At 37.6% G+C, this 14,230-nt stretch carries 15 protein-coding genes; all 15 read left to right on the top strand.

Annotated features, from left to right (window positions below):
* The first annotated feature begins 4 nt into the window (after positions 1-4).
* Positions 5-1,873 (top strand): motility associated factor glycosyltransferase family protein, encoded by a 1,869-nt coding sequence (locus tag GC097_RS10750; RefSeq protein ID WP_171683331.1) that lies wholly within the window; start codon positions 5-7, stop codon positions 1,871-1,873.
* Between the two features lie 6 nt (positions 1,874-1,879).
* Positions 1,880-2,512 carry a pseudaminic acid biosynthesis-associated methylase gene (locus GC097_RS10745; protein WP_171683330.1) on the top strand — a complete coding sequence of 211 codons (633 nt, stop codon included), beginning with the start codon at positions 1,880-1,882 and terminating at the stop codon, positions 2,510-2,512.
* A gap of 35 nt (positions 2,513-2,547) precedes the next feature.
* Positions 2,548-3,561, top strand: a complete 1,014-nt coding sequence (locus tag GC097_RS10740; protein WP_171683356.1) for an SDR family NAD(P)-dependent oxidoreductase — start codon at positions 2,548-2,550, stop codon at positions 3,559-3,561.
* A gap of 32 nt (positions 3,562-3,593) precedes the next feature.
* Positions 3,594-4,343, top strand: a complete 750-nt coding sequence (locus GC097_RS10735; protein ID WP_171683329.1) for a cytidylyltransferase domain-containing protein — start codon at positions 3,594-3,596, stop codon at positions 4,341-4,343.
* Positions 4,340-5,356, top strand: coding sequence for a UDP-2,4-diacetamido-2,4,6-trideoxy-beta-L-altropyranose hydrolase (gene pseG / locus GC097_RS10730; protein ID WP_171683328.1), 1,017 nt, complete (start codon positions 4,340-4,342; stop codon positions 5,354-5,356). The genes GC097_RS10735 and pseG overlap by 4 nt, the downstream gene beginning before the upstream one ends.
* Before the next feature lie 13 nt (positions 5,357-5,369).
* Positions 5,370-5,978, top strand: a complete 609-nt coding sequence (locus GC097_RS10725; protein ID WP_171683327.1) for a formyltransferase family protein — start codon at positions 5,370-5,372, stop codon at positions 5,976-5,978.
* Positions 5,956-7,008 carry a pseudaminic acid synthase gene (gene pseI, locus GC097_RS10720; protein ID WP_376768379.1) on the top strand — a complete coding sequence of 351 codons (1,053 nt, stop codon included), beginning with the start codon at positions 5,956-5,958 and terminating at the stop codon, positions 7,006-7,008. The genes GC097_RS10725 and pseI overlap by 23 nt, the downstream gene beginning before the upstream one ends.
* A 26-nt stretch (positions 7,009-7,034) precedes the next feature.
* Positions 7,035-7,985 (top strand): dTDP-glucose 4,6-dehydratase, encoded by a 951-nt coding sequence (locus GC097_RS10715; protein WP_171683325.1) that lies wholly within the window; start codon positions 7,035-7,037, stop codon positions 7,983-7,985.
* A gap of 36 nt (positions 7,986-8,021) precedes the next feature.
* On the top strand, positions 8,022-9,230 hold the full coding sequence (pseC, locus tag GC097_RS10710) for a UDP-4-amino-4,6-dideoxy-N-acetyl-beta-L-altrosamine transaminase (RefSeq protein WP_171683324.1): 1,209 nt from the start codon (positions 8,022-8,024) through the stop codon (positions 9,228-9,230).
* 75 nt (positions 9,231-9,305) lie between these two features.
* Positions 9,306-9,719 (top strand): flagellar protein FlaG, encoded by a 414-nt coding sequence (locus GC097_RS10705; RefSeq protein ID WP_171683323.1) that lies wholly within the window; start codon positions 9,306-9,308, stop codon positions 9,717-9,719.
* 19 nt (positions 9,720-9,738) lie between these two features.
* Positions 9,739-11,928: a flagellar filament capping protein FliD gene (gene fliD / locus GC097_RS10700; RefSeq protein WP_171683322.1), complete on the top strand. Its 2,190-nt coding sequence runs from the start codon at positions 9,739-9,741 to the stop codon at positions 11,926-11,928.
* A 34-nt stretch (positions 11,929-11,962) separates the two neighbouring features.
* Positions 11,963-12,367: a flagellar export chaperone FliS gene (gene fliS, locus GC097_RS10695; protein WP_171683321.1), complete on the top strand. Its 405-nt coding sequence runs from the start codon at positions 11,963-11,965 to the stop codon at positions 12,365-12,367.
* The gene (gene fliT, locus GC097_RS10690; protein ID WP_171683320.1) at positions 12,360-12,701 is read left to right on the top strand and encodes a flagellar protein FliT; all 342 of its coding nucleotides are present in this window, start codon (positions 12,360-12,362) and stop codon (positions 12,699-12,701) included. The genes fliS and fliT overlap by 8 nt, the downstream gene beginning before the upstream one ends.
* Before the next feature lie 411 nt (positions 12,702-13,112).
* Positions 13,113-13,310, top strand: coding sequence for a cold shock domain-containing protein (locus GC097_RS10685; protein ID WP_028556842.1), 198 nt, complete (start codon positions 13,113-13,115; stop codon positions 13,308-13,310).
* Between the two features lie 166 nt (positions 13,311-13,476).
* The gene (gene hpf, locus GC097_RS10680; RefSeq protein WP_171683319.1) at positions 13,477-14,031 is read left to right on the top strand and encodes a ribosome hibernation-promoting factor, HPF/YfiA family; all 555 of its coding nucleotides are present in this window, start codon (positions 13,477-13,479) and stop codon (positions 14,029-14,031) included.
* Positions 14,032-14,230: the final 199 nt, after the last annotated feature.

Here is a 14,230-nt window from a genome sequence, read left to right as displayed (position 1 = left end):
CAATATGATTATAGCTGACAATGTTATGGCACTCAGAGAGAAGTTTCCAGCTGTCTTAGCCGTGTTAAAGGCTCTTGAACCTCATGAGAATAGTTTCAAATCCGAAGTAACCATGTCAAAAAATAATTTGCCTACTCTAGCAATGCTATCAATCGAGGAGAGGAAGCAATATATCCATAGTCAATATGATCCTAGAAAAGAAGCAGAGAACATCATTTCAAAATATGAGGACGAAGTTTCTAATTACGACCATGTGTTTTTTTATGGTATAGGATTGGGCTATCATGTTGAGGCATTTCTTAATAAATATAAAGATGTACCAGTTACACTCTATGAGCCAAACCTTACATTTGCATACCAATGGTTAAGTCATAGATCATTAAAAGGCTGGAACTTCAAGCAAATTCAAAACATCATCTTACAAACAAATGAAGATAACATCTCTTATTATATCGGAGAGTTTCTCAAATCGTTAACTGGCGAAGTACTAATTATAACACTTCCATCCTATGATAGGTATTTTGAGAATCAAACGACCACTTTTATGAATAAATTTACGGAAGTAGTTACAAATTTTCGGGGAACAATTAATGCCAACCATGCATTTGAAAAACTGTGGGTTTTAAACAGTGCCAATAATTTTAAATTTGTATTGAACAGTCCCAATATATTTGAATACTCGGAAGTATTTAATTCGAAGCCAGTTATTATTGTTTCAGCAGGACCTTCTCTGGAAGAAGAAATATTACATCTTAAAGAGATTGCAAAGCATCGGCAGGCCTTTATTTTTGCTGTTGGCTCCGCTAATAAAGTGTTGCTTTCTCACAATATTATTCCTGATGCGTTATGCACATATGACCCGAATCCTCATAACAAACTTGTTTATCAGGAAATAGTCGAGAAAAAAATTGATTCAATTCCTCTTATTTTTGGAAGTTCCGTTTATTACGAGGTATTGACTCAATACCCTGGGCCTAAAGTACACGCTATTACAAGTCAAGATAGTGTTTCTAGACACTATTTACAGAAGGAAAGCATTTTTAAAGAAGAAAAGTTTGTAACAGATGCTCCTTCAATTGCCGTTGTAACGCTCGAAATTTTACTTAAGTTAGGCTGCAGCCCGATTATTTTAGTGGGACAGAACCTGGCAATTCGAAATAATCAATTCTATAGTAAAGGCATTGAATACAAGCTTCGTAGTACTGAGGTATCAGAGGCTGAGCAGGCAGACTATATTTGGGTAAGAAGTGTGAATGGTGAAAATATACCCACTATGCGGAATTTAAATATGATGCGTTTGCATATGGAGATGCTAATTTCCACTTATAAAAATAAATCAATTATAAATACAACGCAGGGTGGAGCTCATATTGAAGGAACTACTTTTATGGCACTCTATGAGGTAATGAAAAATATTGAAAATAATACAATTGGACTAGAACATTGGTATACAAGTAGGAAAACGACGTATAATCAGTCTGAAATTTCTCGATTTATTAGAGAGATGGAAAAAGAGCTACTTTTAGTAAAGAGAATGTTCCAAGACGCAGTGGATATTTTAAAGCGTTTCGATTCTTTAATTAAAAGCAATAATAGCCCATTAATAAACCAATTATTCCCAAAATGGGATAAGTTAATAAATAAAATTATTAACAATGACTACTATAAAGTTTACGTTCAACCGATGAATCGTGTTCAGTTTGACATGTTATTAAAAGCATCTCCAGAAATTAAACAATGCAATGATCCTATTAAAAAAGCAAGATTATTATTGGATGTTTTCGGCAAATATATCTACGAATGTTTAACTCACATGGATTATTGTGAACTGTTCTCTAAGGAAGTAGCAAAAGTAAAGAATTCCGGGGTGTGAAGAGGTATGGAAACAGAACAAATGAATTTTTGGATTGGACATTTCGGAGCTAATTATACAGATAGGAATACGTATAACCCAAAAGAACTCGATGAGTTCTATAACCAACAGTTTGGTGTTTCTCGCACTGAAATGAATGAACAATTTTTAGGGATGTTGGATATTTCAGGGGTCTTGGAGGTCGGTTGTAACACAGGGAATCAATTGGCTTGCTTACAAGCTGCAGGTTACACTAATTTATTTGGCATCGAACTGCAAGAATATGCTATCGAGAAAGCAAAAGCCTCTACTAGAAATATTAATATCTTACAAGGTTCAGCTTTTGATTTGCCTTTTAAAGATAATTTTTTTGATTTAGTATATACAAGTGGTGTCTTGATACATATTTCTCCAAAGGATATATATATAGCAATGGAAGAGATGGTTCGCGTAAGTAAAAAGTATATATGGGGTTTTGAGTATTACTCGGATCATTATGAAGAAATTGATTACCGTGGAAATGGTAATAAAATGTGGAAAACTAATTTTTCAGAACTGTTTATAAAGCGGTTTGATAATTTAAAGCTTGTTAAAGAAGTTAAATACCCGTATTTAAAGGATATGAACATAGACCAAATGTATCTTTTAGAAAAACAATAATTTCAAAAGACAATAGAGTAAGGAGGGCAATCAAACTGGAAGGATACTTTAATAATAAGAAAGTGTTAATTATCGGAGGAACAGGAACTATAGGAGTAAGCTTACTAAAAACTATTTTAAAAGACAAGCCAGCAGTTGTCCGAATTCTAAGTAGAGATGAATATAAGCAATTTGAGCTCCAGCAGCTTTTTTCGGAATATAAAAATATACGTTATTTTATTGGTGATGTTAGAGATTTGGCAAGGGTAGAGAGGGCAATGCAAGATATAGATTATGTCTTTCATGTAGCTGCCATGAAACATGTTCCATCTTGTGAGTACAATCCTTTTGAAGCAGTACAAACAAATATTATTGGAACACAAAATGTAATCCAATCCTCATTAAATACGGGTGTCAAGAAAACCATATTTACAAGCACTGATAAAGCAATAGCTCCTATAAATACATATGGAGCATCAAAGCTTATGGCGGAACGACTGATTGCAGCTGCGCAAAATCAAACGGGTTCTAAGGAAACCACCTTTGCTGCTGTAAGATTTGGGAACGTGATGGGATCTCGTGGATCTGTTATTCCTCTTTTTAAATGGCAAATAGAAAACAAACGAGAAATAACGGTAACTAATTTAAGTATGAGCAGATTCATGATGTCCTTACAGCAAGCGACTGATTTAACAATTGAAGCAATGAAACGATCACAAGGTGGAGAGATTTTCGTTTTAAAAATGCCAGTAGTTTTATTAAAAGACCTGGTCGATGTATTAGTTCCTAAGGTATCCCTGAAACTTGGTATCTCTCAAAACGAAATATCTATAAAAGAGATCGGCTTAAGACCTGGTGAGAAAATGTTTGAAGAGCTAATGACAGAAGAGGAATCCCAGCATGCTTATGAGTTTAACGATATGTTTATGATTAGGAATATGTTTATAAAAGATTTTAAAGAATATGAAGGAGCTACTCTGGCTCAGCAAAAGAGTTATAGTTCAGAAATACAGAAGCCTATGACTAAATCAGAACTGCATACATTGCTGGACTGTCAAAACTTAATCTAAATGTTAAATAAACTATAAGGTCGAGTGATTTTATGAAGACAGCGGTTGTTATTCAAGCAAGAATGGGTTCAACTAGATTACCTGGAAAAGTACTTCGGTTGTTGGGGAATAAAACAATATTATCACATGTTGTTGAGAGAATATCTATGTGTAAATTAGTGGATTGTATTATAATCGCTACAACAACACTTCCAGAAGACGATTTAATTGTAGATGAAGCTAAACGTCTAGGGGTTTTTTATTACCGCGGGGATGAATACGATGTCCTCTCAAGATATTATGAAGCTTCTGAATATTTTCATGTTGATTCAATTGTTCGTGTCACCTCAGATTGCCCGTTTATTGACCCTGACATCGTAGATACGTTAATTCAAAAATTCCATGAGAAAAATGTCGATTATGCAAGTAATTTTATGAATAGAACTTTTCCGCGTGGGCTAGATGCGGAGATCTTTACAATTGCTGCATTGCGTAAAACGTACAAGGAAGCTGTTCATCCTGAACATAGAGAGCATGTTACACCTTATTTGTATCAACATCCGGAAATGTTCTCAACGTATTCGTATTTCTCAGATAAGGACCATTCATTTCATCGATGGACATTAGATACCATAGAAGATTGGAAGCTTATTTCTACTGTTTATGAAAGATTAAACGGTATATCTAGGTGGTTTGGCTTGAAAGATATTTTAAATGTTTTTCAGGAAGATCCGTCTCTCGTTTTTATTAATAACAATGTGGAACAAAAGAAGCTCGAAACTGATGGGAAGAACCGGGAATGAGAGTATTATTTAGAGCGGATTCTTCCCTTATTATTGGTACAGGACATGTAATGCGATGCTTGGTGCTTGCTGATGAACTTAAAAAACATAATGTACATATTACATTCATGTGTTCTGATGGGGAAGGGAATATTAACGAATTCATTAATGCTAAAGGTTACGAAATAATCCTTATTAATAACAAGGATCAATTTGATAATAGCCATTGTTTCTTTGAAGAAAAAGTGGATTGGTTAATTGTTGATCATTATTCTTTGGACGAATCTTGGGAACGGTATGCTTCACTATATGTTGAAAAAGTTATGGTAATAGATGATTTAGCGAATAGAAAGCATTTTTGTGATTTGCTGCTTGACCAAAATTTATACATAGATCTAAAAGGACGTTACAATAATCTAGTTAGTAAAGATTGCGTGAAATTATTAGGACCGAAATATTCTCTTCTTAGAGAAGAGTTTCGGTTCAATAGATTGGGACCTATCAAATCGGCAAATGAATCTAAGCAGGTTTTGGTGACTTTTGGTGGTACAGATCCGACTAATGAAACAATGTATGTTCTGAATTCTTTACTAGAGTTCGCACATTTAGCCAATACTATTATTATTGTCGTTGGGAAAAATAACCCATACATTAGGGAGATAAAAGATATTTGCAGCCATACCCCCAATTTTAAGCTTCATGTACAGGTTTCAAATATGGCTCAAATCATGGCCGAAAGTTATTTTGCTATATGTTCTGGCGGCACAATTACTTGGGAAAGATATTGTATGGGTCTGCCGGCTCTAGTGATTACCAACGCCAGCAACCAAGTGGAAATAGCTAAAACTGCCCATTATTATAGTTTTGATAAGTATCTGGGGCACAGTGGAAGTGTGGAAAAAAAAGAAATCCAAAATGCATATATAGATGCACTGCTTAATGATGAATGGATACTTGCATCGAGTAGTAAGTGTGTTGACATTGTAGATGGGTTAGGTGTAACAAGAGTACTAAAATGTTTATTTGCAGTTTGATGGGGGGATTATTTTGCACATTTTGTTACTTGGTCCTTATCGTGAACAGGTAGTAAAATTCCTTGAATCTAACGGAGATCAAGTGACAATTCTTGATGGAAAATTAAAATCTGATGATCCAATACTTGTAGATTGGATTATTAGTTATGGATACCGATATATAATAAAACCTGACCTTATAGAAAAATATAAGAACAGGATAATAAATTTACATATTTCGCTACTCCCATGGAATCGGGGAGCAGACCCAAATTTGTGGAGCTTTTTGGAGGATACACCCAAAGGGGTTTCTATTCATTATATGGATACAGGTATTGATACTGGAGACATTCTTGTTCAGAAGGAAATTGAATTCTCAGATGAAGAAACCCTTAGTTCAACTTATGAAGCATTATCTAAATGTATTGAGAATTTGTTTTACTCCCAGTGGTCAATTATTCGCGATGGAAAGTTGAAGGGAATCAAACAATCTGGACAGGGGAGTTTTCATTATTCCAAAGATAAAGAAAAGTACCTTCACTTAATGCTGAATGGTTGGAATACACCTATTAGACTAATAGCAGGAAGAGCAATTAATACTGATATAGGAGGACAGGATGATGAAAACATTCACTGTAGATAATAGAAAAATTGGTAGTGATGTGCGTCCTTTTATTATAGCAGAGATGTCAGGTAATCATAATCAGTCTTTAGAAAAAGCTTTGCAAATAGTTGATGCAGCTGCTGCTTGTGGTGTAGATGCTCTGAAACTACAGACATATACACCGGAGACAATGACACTTGACTTGGATGAAGGCGATTTCTACATACAAGATAAAGAAAGTTTATGGAGAGGGAACTCATTATATAATTTGTATAAACAAGCCTACACTCCATGGGAATGGCATGCTTCTATTATAGAACGATGCAAAAAACTAGGAATAATTTGCTTCAGCACCCCTTTTGACGAAACTGCTGTAGATTTTCTCGAAGATCTGAATGTACCAATGTATAAAATTGCTTCTTTTGAAAACGGTGATATACCTTTAATTCGTAAGGTAGCCTCAACGGGTAAACCGATGATTATATCAACAGGAATGGCAACATTAGCAGAGCTTGATCTTTCAGTCAGAACTGCTAAAGAAGCAGGGTGTAAAAATTTAATTCTTCTTAAATGCACTAGCACCTATCCCTCATCACCTGAAAATTCAAATATTAATACTATACCGCATATGAGCCAAATGTTTGATTGTCAAGTCGGTTTGTCGGATCACACGTTAGGAGTGGGTGTTGGGATTGCTAGTATTTCATTAGGAGCAACTGTAATTGAAAAGCATTTTACATTAAATAGAGCTGATGGTGGAGTTGATGCTACTTTTTCAATGGAGCCTCATGAGATGAAGTCATTAGTTATTGAGACCGAACGAGCTTGGCGTGCATTAGGTACGGTTGCTTATGGTCCTCTTCAAGCAGAGTTGAAATCCATGCAATTTAGGCGTTCTTTATATATTGCTCAAGACATAGATGCTGGCGAGAGATTGACTGAAAAAAATATGCGTGCTATTAGGCCAGGGTTTGGTTTATCACCACAGTATTATGAAACATTATTAGGTAAACGTATCTCTAAGAATGTGAAGAAGGGCACTCCTCTGACATGGGACCTTTTTGAATAAAACAATAAGTAAGGAGTTATGCTAACATGAACGTTATACTAACTGGTGGAGCTGGCTTTATTGGTAGGTGGGTATTAAAAAGATTATTAGAAGATGGTCATAATGTATGGATACTTGACGACTTTTCAAATGGAAGCAAAGAAAACGTTAAAGAATTTCAAGAACACCCTGGATTTAAAGAGATAGTGATCGGAGATATCAAAGATGAGGTGTTACTTAGTAATTTATTTGGAGCAAACCAATTTAACATTTGTTATCACTTAGGTGCTTCGATTAACGTACAGGATTCGATAGATAACCCTAGCACTACTTTTTATAATGATACAGTAGGAACTTTTAATATTATGGAGCAATGTCGTAAGCACAACGTAAAAGTTGTATTTATGAGTACCTGCATGGTCTATGATCGCTGTACTGATGAAACAGGCATTACAGAGTATCACCCAACTAAACCCGCATCCCCTTATGCAGGCGCTAAAATAGCCGCTGAAAACATGGTGCTTTCATATTATTATGCATATGGTTTACCAGTTGTTGTAATTCGCCCATTTAATACCTATGGACCTTATCAAAAAACTGGGGGGGAGGGTGGCGTTGTTGCCATTTTCCTTAATAATAAGTTAGCAGGTAAAGAATTAAATATTTATGGTGAAGGTACTCAGACTCGAGACTTGCTTTTTGTAGAAGATTGTGCACGGTTCGTAGTTGAAGCGGGATACTCAAATACTGTAAATGGACAAATTGTAAATGCAGGACTAGGGCGAGATATCTCTATTAACGAATTGGCATTACTTATTGTTAAGGATGAAGCTAGGATTAAGCATGTTCCTCATATTCACCCTCAAAGCGAAATTCAGAAATTGTTGTGCAATTCAACCAAAGCTAAGCGATTACTAGATTGGGAGCCCCAAGTTTCGCTTGAAGAGGGTATTTCTCGGACAGAAGAATGGATTAGAATTCAGTCAAACTACCTCTGATAGGGTTACTTGTTTTTATGATTAGGAGGAACTTTGATGGAAGAATTAGCTCTAGAAGGTGGACAACCAGTAAGAAAAAATTTACTTCCCTATGGGAAGCAATGGTTAGATGAGAATGATCGTGCAGCAGTTTTATCCGTACTTGAAAGTGATTTTATTACACAAGGTCCCATGATTCCAAGATTTGAAGAGGCAGTTGCCACATACGTTGGGGCAAAATTCGCTGTTGCATTTTGCAATGGGACGGCAGCTCTGCATGCTGCTTGTTTTGCAGCTGAAATTGGCAATGGTGATGAAGTCATCACCACTCCAATAACTTTTCTTGCTAGTAGTAACTGTGTTCTATATCAGGGAGGAACCCCCGTCTTTGCTGACATTAAACCTGATACATATAATATAGACCCTGTATCAATTGAGTCAAAAATAACCTCAAGAACAAAGGCAATCATTGCAGTGGATTTTACAGGTCAACCCGTTGAAGTAAATGAAATCCACCGTATTGCTCGAGATCACAATCTTCTAGTTATCCAGGATGCAGCACACTCACTGGGGGCTAAATATAGTGATAAAAAGGTAGGCTCACTAGCCGATATGACAATGTTTAGTTTTCATCCTGTCAAGCATATTACGACAGGAGAAGGTGGGGTTATTACTACTGACTCACAAAGGCTTTATGAAAAGCTGCTTCTTTTTCGCAACCATGGAATGACAAGAAATCAGGACATTATAATGCGTAATGAAGGACCATGGTACTATGAAATGCATGAGCTAGGTTACAACTATAGAATGACTGATCTTCAAGCTGCCTTGGGTCTCTCTCAGCTAAATAGGTTGGATGATTTTGTAGAGCGACGAAGAGAAATAGCAATGAAGTATCAAAATTCTTTCATAGAAATGCCAGGTATACAAATCCCGTATCAGCATCCTCAATCGAACTCTAGTTGGCATTTGTACGTGATTCGCTTTAAAAAGGAAGCTTTTGATAAGAACAGAAGGGACATTTTTGCAGCTTTACGTGCTGAAAATATAGGAGTCAATGTGCACTACATTCCGGTATATAGACAACCCTATTACCAACAAATTGGGTATGAGCAAACTCACTGTGTTGAGGCAGAAAGCTATTATGAGGAAGCAATTACATTACCTCTCTTCCCGCGAATGACCAACGAGGATGTTCAAGATGTAGTAAGAGCAGTAAAAAAAATTTATGATGCATATTTAAGAACTAATATAAGATTTTCATAGTAAGTTTCTCTAATATATCCTAGACCTCCAACCGATATAAAAGATATATCTATATCTTCGGATGGAGGTTTTTCTATGAGCTTGAATTACCCAGTCGGCGGGTTCGGAAACAACGGGGGAGAAGGAAAACTAGCTCCTGAGCCAGTAAAGATTCATAAGGTAGATGAGACCGGGACCAATAATGCAGCAGCAATCATTGCATCTAACATTACAAATACATCAGATCTTAAAACAGCCGAACTGAAGGGTGAAAATGTTACAATAAGTGATGCTCAGGTAGTAAAAGCCATTGAACATGCCATTAAGGCAATTCAAGGTAGAACAACTTCTCTTGAGTTTTCTATTCATCAAAAAACTAAACTAATCTCAGTTAAAGTTTTGGACAAAGATACGGGCGAAACGATACGTGAAATTCCACCTGAGAAGAGTTTGGATTTTGTAGCCAAGCTCTGGCAAATGGCCGGAATTCTTGTGGACGAGAAAAGATAACTAAGGAGTTGATCTAGCGATGGTAACTCGTTTAAATGGATTCTCAGGAACGGGTATTGATATTGATGATACAGTAAAGAAGTTAATGATGGCTGCTCGTATGCCGCAGGACAAATTAAAACAGCAGAAGCAGTCAATTGAATGGCAACGTGATGATTATCGTACTATTAACTCGAAGATCATGGCTTTCCGTGACTTGGCTTTTAATATGAAACTCCAGTCATCTTATCAATCGAAGAAGGCTACATCTACTGATGAAAGCAGTGTAAGTGTAACAGGGACTTCTGTAGCAACCCCTGGAAATTACTCACTTCAAGTAGACAAGTTGGCTTCTGCAGCGACAGCAACATCGGGTCTCCTAGGTGCTACAGTAAAAGGAGCAGATACAAAGGTATCTGATATAGTTGGGGCTCTTACTCCAGCTAAAACTTTTGCCAGTAACACATTACTAACCATCGGAGGATCCAAAGGGACTACTTCTATAGAGGTAAAACCTACAGATACATTGGGTAGTCTTGTGTCCTCAATTAATAGCAAATCCAGCATTACAGGTGTCAATGTTAGCTATGATGCGACAATTGATAAGCTATTTTTCACATCCACCTCAACAGGTAAAGCAGGTCAAGTGAATTTAAGTGCCAAGAACGTAGCGGGTAATACGGCTGATTTGCTGACTGATGTGTTGAAGATTTCAGGTGGTACGCCTCAAGCTGGTACTACAATTTCAGGAACTAATAATTTTGCAGGATCTCTACAAATTGATAGCTCTCTGAAGTCAACGCAGACATTGCGCATAAAGATTGGTAGTACAACAGCTGATTTCACGATTGATAAGGATACTACCTATGACAAGTTAATATCGGATATTAATAAGTCTGCAATATCTACAACTGAAGGTGCAAAGGCATACTTAGATAGTAATAATAATTTAAAATTTAAAGATGCCGGCGACAATCCAGTCACCGCGACTCTATCCGACCAAAATGATGATACCACGAAGGTAAACAGTAAGCTAACTACACCTGCTCCCAATCTTGATGTACCTACTTCTACTTTAATTGATAGAAATTTAACGACAACTAAACAATTGAGAGTGAAAGTAGGCTCTGCATCGGTTGATATTAGTATCGATAAGACTACAACGATTGCTAATGTGATCGATGCTATTAATAGTTCGGCAGTAGGCAAATTAGGAGTGTCTGCTTATCTGGATAGTAACCATAATATTGTTTTTTCTAATCCAACAACGGACTCCATTACATTAACTGATGAAAAAGATAGCGCAGCAAATGTGCTACCTCAATTTAAAATGAGTAGTACAACTACACCGGCAACCTTCAACCAAGTTAAGAAGGAAGGAACTCAAGCCGAGGTGCAATTTAATGGAGCAATTGCGAAGTATGATACGAACTCTTTCACGATAAATGGGATAAATTTTACTGCAAAGAAAACGACTTCGTCAGCTGTTGACGTTAACGTGATCGGTGATACCGATTCTATTTACAATAACATTAAAAATTTCATTGATAAGTATAACGAACTTATAGATACTATTAATACAAAAGTTAATGAAAAGAAATATAGGGATTATACACCGCTAACGGATAGTCAACGCGAGAGTATGAAAGACGACCAGATTACGGCATGGGAAGCCAAAGCCAAGAGTGGGACATTGCGTGGCGACATGATACTTAATCAAGCGTTAACGAATCTTCGAAGCTCTTTTTCAAGCCCAATAACAGGTTTACCATCAGGGAGCGCGAAGAGTCTTTCTGAAATTGGTATATCGACGAGTGTTACGATTGGTGGAGCAATCTCTGGTAGTTATTTAGATAACGGGAAAATTTATATCGACGATAATAAGCTCAAGAAAGCTATCGCAGAGAATCCGGATCAAGTGATGGCGCTGTTTGTCTCGGACGACAAATTAAAAGAGTCGACTGCCGGTGACGGTGTTGCAACACGTTTAAATAACTTGGCTTCATCACTCATAGGTAAAATTACAGCAAGAGCTGGTATATCGAATAGCGTAGATACCAGCTATACATTAGGGAAATCAACCAAAGAACTTAACAAAAGAATCGATGACTGGACTACAAAATTAGATGCACTGCAAACCCGTTACTATAACCAATTCACTGCTATGGAAAAATATATCACTCAAATGCAAGCACAAAGCGCACAACTAACACAACAAATGGGCGGCTAATAAGAGTCCTACTTTAAACTAGGGGGAAATAACAATGATTCAAGCCCAACGCAACAAATACTTGGAGAATACGGTACAAACGGCAAGCCCAGCACAGCTGCTTATTATGCTTTGTGATGGAGCCATACGTTTTTGCCGTGCGGGTATAGAGGCTTTGAAAACGACCAACTATCAAGACGCTAACACCAACCTAGTCAAGGTACAGGACATTATTAGCGAATTCTCCATTACGATTGATCGGAACGCTCCGATTGCGGCTGATCTATTGAGGCTGTATGAATACTTCAACCACCGCTTAATCGAAGCTAACATGAAGAAGTCGGTTGAGCCTGCTGAAGAGGTACTTGGTTATTTGCTTCAGTTGAAGGAAACCTGGCTGCAAGCTGCTAAGCAAGTAAATGCTAGCTCTGCAGCACCTGCAGGAGCTCTGCATGGATAAGCTGGTCACGGAGCTGGAGCAACTAACACAACAAGGATTAGCCGAGCTTGTGACGATGGATGCGGAACGTATCTCAGAGTTTATGGAGAAGCGCGAGGACATCATGCAGGCGCTTCTTAACGCCACTGGAACAGCGACAGCGCGGGATAAGGAGACCTATCAATCCCGCATTCAAGCAGTGATCAGTCTAGATCCCATTTTCCTGAAGAAGCTGCAGCAATTCCGGGATGAAGCAAGTATGCAGCTGGCCAAGCTGGACACGGGTAAAACCCAGCGAAATGCATACGATAACCATTATGACACTGAAAGTTTCTTTTTCGACCGAAAAAAATAAGTTTATGCACAGAAACCTTTTGCCGCGGCAGAAGGTTTTTTGGTTATCAACGGTTCTACAACGCTTTCATCTCGGAATTGTGGACAAGCGCATCCTAGTAGAACCATGATGTGCACAAGCCCACCGTAACACATCCAACTTATCCATAACTCACTCACAACGACCTGTGGATAATGTGTATAAATCTGTGTATAACTTTGTGAATAAATCGTAAAAGCGCCGGACACGACAGGATTCTACAAAATCCGCAGTTATCCACGACTTGTATATACCCGAATTTTCAAAAAATTTACTTGGGTGCTAAGTTAGAAATTGACAGGTCAAGCAGGAGGGTGTTATAGTCAAAAAGTAAGGGCTTACATTTCTATTTTATGTATTTCTATTTTTTAAGACGAAGGGAATGTGTACGTTATGCAAGGTAAAGTGAAATGGTTCAACGCAGAGAAAGGCTATGGTTTCATCGAGCGTGAAGATGGTGGAGATGTATTCGTGCATTTCTCAGCCATTCAATCAGAAGGATTCAAAACGCTGGACGAAGGTCAAGCTGTAGAGTTTGACATCGTAGAAGGCGCACGTGGTCCGCAAGCAGCTAACGTTAGCAGACTATAATTATCCGGCACGCCTTGTGCCGCTAGTATACACCTACGAACATGCACACCCTGGGAGTCATCCTGGGGTGTTTTTTTGCGTATAAATATTATGCTCGGAATTTAAAGGAATTATGAAGATGGGGTGGAATGTAGTATACTGTAAGAAGGAAGGGAGATGTTTAACTATGATGATTAGCATTCGCGGAGAACACCTTGAAGTAACTGAGGCACTCAGGGACTATGTCGAGAAAAAATTAAACAGACTAGATAGGTATTTTGAAGCTCCCCTTACATCCGATGTACAAGTGAAGCTAAGTGTGGTTAAAGGTCTGCAAACCATCGAGGTAGCTATTCCTCTAACTGGCGTGCTGCTGAGAGCTGAAGAACGCAATTCAGATATGTATGCTTCGATTGATTTGGTAGTGGACAAGTTAGAGCGCCAAATTCGCAAGCATAAAACAAGAACCAACCGCAAAATTCGCGAAGAAGGCGGCAAGCGTGATTTGTTCAAAATCGAAACATCGCCTGTCACTTTCATGGAAGAGGAAGATGACTTTGAATTGGTCCGCAACAAGCGCTTCGATTTGAAGCCGATGGATGTTGAGGAAGCGATTTTGCAAATGAATTTGGTTGGTCACAGCTTCTTTGTTTTCTCTAATATGGACACAGATTCCGTCAATGTCGTTTATAAACGTAACGACGGCAAGTACGGATTAATCGAGCCAGCAGTTTATAAATAAGATAATGATACCAAGAGCTTAATTCGATTCAATCGAATTGAGCTCTTTTCAGTTTCATAATAGAAAGGTTATACATCGTCTCATCTGAACGGAGAGGTCGATTATTTGGCATGCATGCATTTAAGAAAACGATTCAATACTATAGAAATAATTGAAAACGTGAGATTTTCGTCTGTTTAGGACAGTTTATGCAGAAGTA

Origin of the sequence: Paenibacillus planticolens (genome assembly GCF_013141725.1) — a bacterium.
GTDB lineage: Bacteria > Bacillota > Bacilli > Paenibacillales > NBRC-103111 > Paenibacillus_E > Paenibacillus_E planticolens.
Note: the sequence above shows the minus strand (reverse complement) of the source record. Positions and strands in the feature narration are given on the sequence as shown.

Bases quoted from the DNA above. Each gene is read 5' to 3' on its own strand.
- GC097_RS10750 (WP_171683331.1), top strand. From the start codon at position 5: ATGATTATAGCTGACAATGTTATGGCACTCAGAGAGAAGTTTCCAGCT.
- GC097_RS10745 (WP_171683330.1), top strand. From the start codon at position 1,880: ATGGAAACAGAACAAATGAATTTTTGGATTGGACATTTCGGAGCTAAT.
- GC097_RS10735 (WP_171683329.1), top strand. From the start codon at position 3,594: ATGAAGACAGCGGTTGTTATTCAAGCAAGAATGGGTTCAACTAGATTA.
- pseG (WP_171683328.1), top strand. From the start codon at position 4,340: ATGAGAGTATTATTTAGAGCGGATTCTTCCCTTATTATTGGTACAGGA.
- pseI (WP_376768379.1), top strand. From the start codon at position 5,956: ATGAAAACATTCACTGTAGATAATAGAAAAATTGGTAGTGATGTGCGT.
- GC097_RS10715 (WP_171683325.1), top strand. From the start codon at position 7,035: ATGAACGTTATACTAACTGGTGGAGCTGGCTTTATTGGTAGGTGGGTA.
- pseC (WP_171683324.1), top strand. From the start codon at position 8,022: ATGGAAGAATTAGCTCTAGAAGGTGGACAACCAGTAAGAAAAAATTTA.
- GC097_RS10705 (WP_171683323.1), top strand. From the start codon at position 9,306: ATGAGCTTGAATTACCCAGTCGGCGGGTTCGGAAACAACGGGGGAGAA.
- fliD (WP_171683322.1), top strand. From the start codon at position 9,739: ATGGTAACTCGTTTAAATGGATTCTCAGGAACGGGTATTGATATTGAT.
- fliS (WP_171683321.1), top strand. From the start codon at position 11,963: ATGATTCAAGCCCAACGCAACAAATACTTGGAGAATACGGTACAAACG.
- fliT (WP_171683320.1), top strand. From the start codon at position 12,360: ATGGATAAGCTGGTCACGGAGCTGGAGCAACTAACACAACAAGGATTA.
- GC097_RS10685 (WP_028556842.1), top strand. From the start codon at position 13,113: ATGCAAGGTAAAGTGAAATGGTTCAACGCAGAGAAAGGCTATGGTTTC.
- hpf (WP_171683319.1), top strand. From the start codon at position 13,477: ATGATGATTAGCATTCGCGGAGAACACCTTGAAGTAACTGAGGCACTC.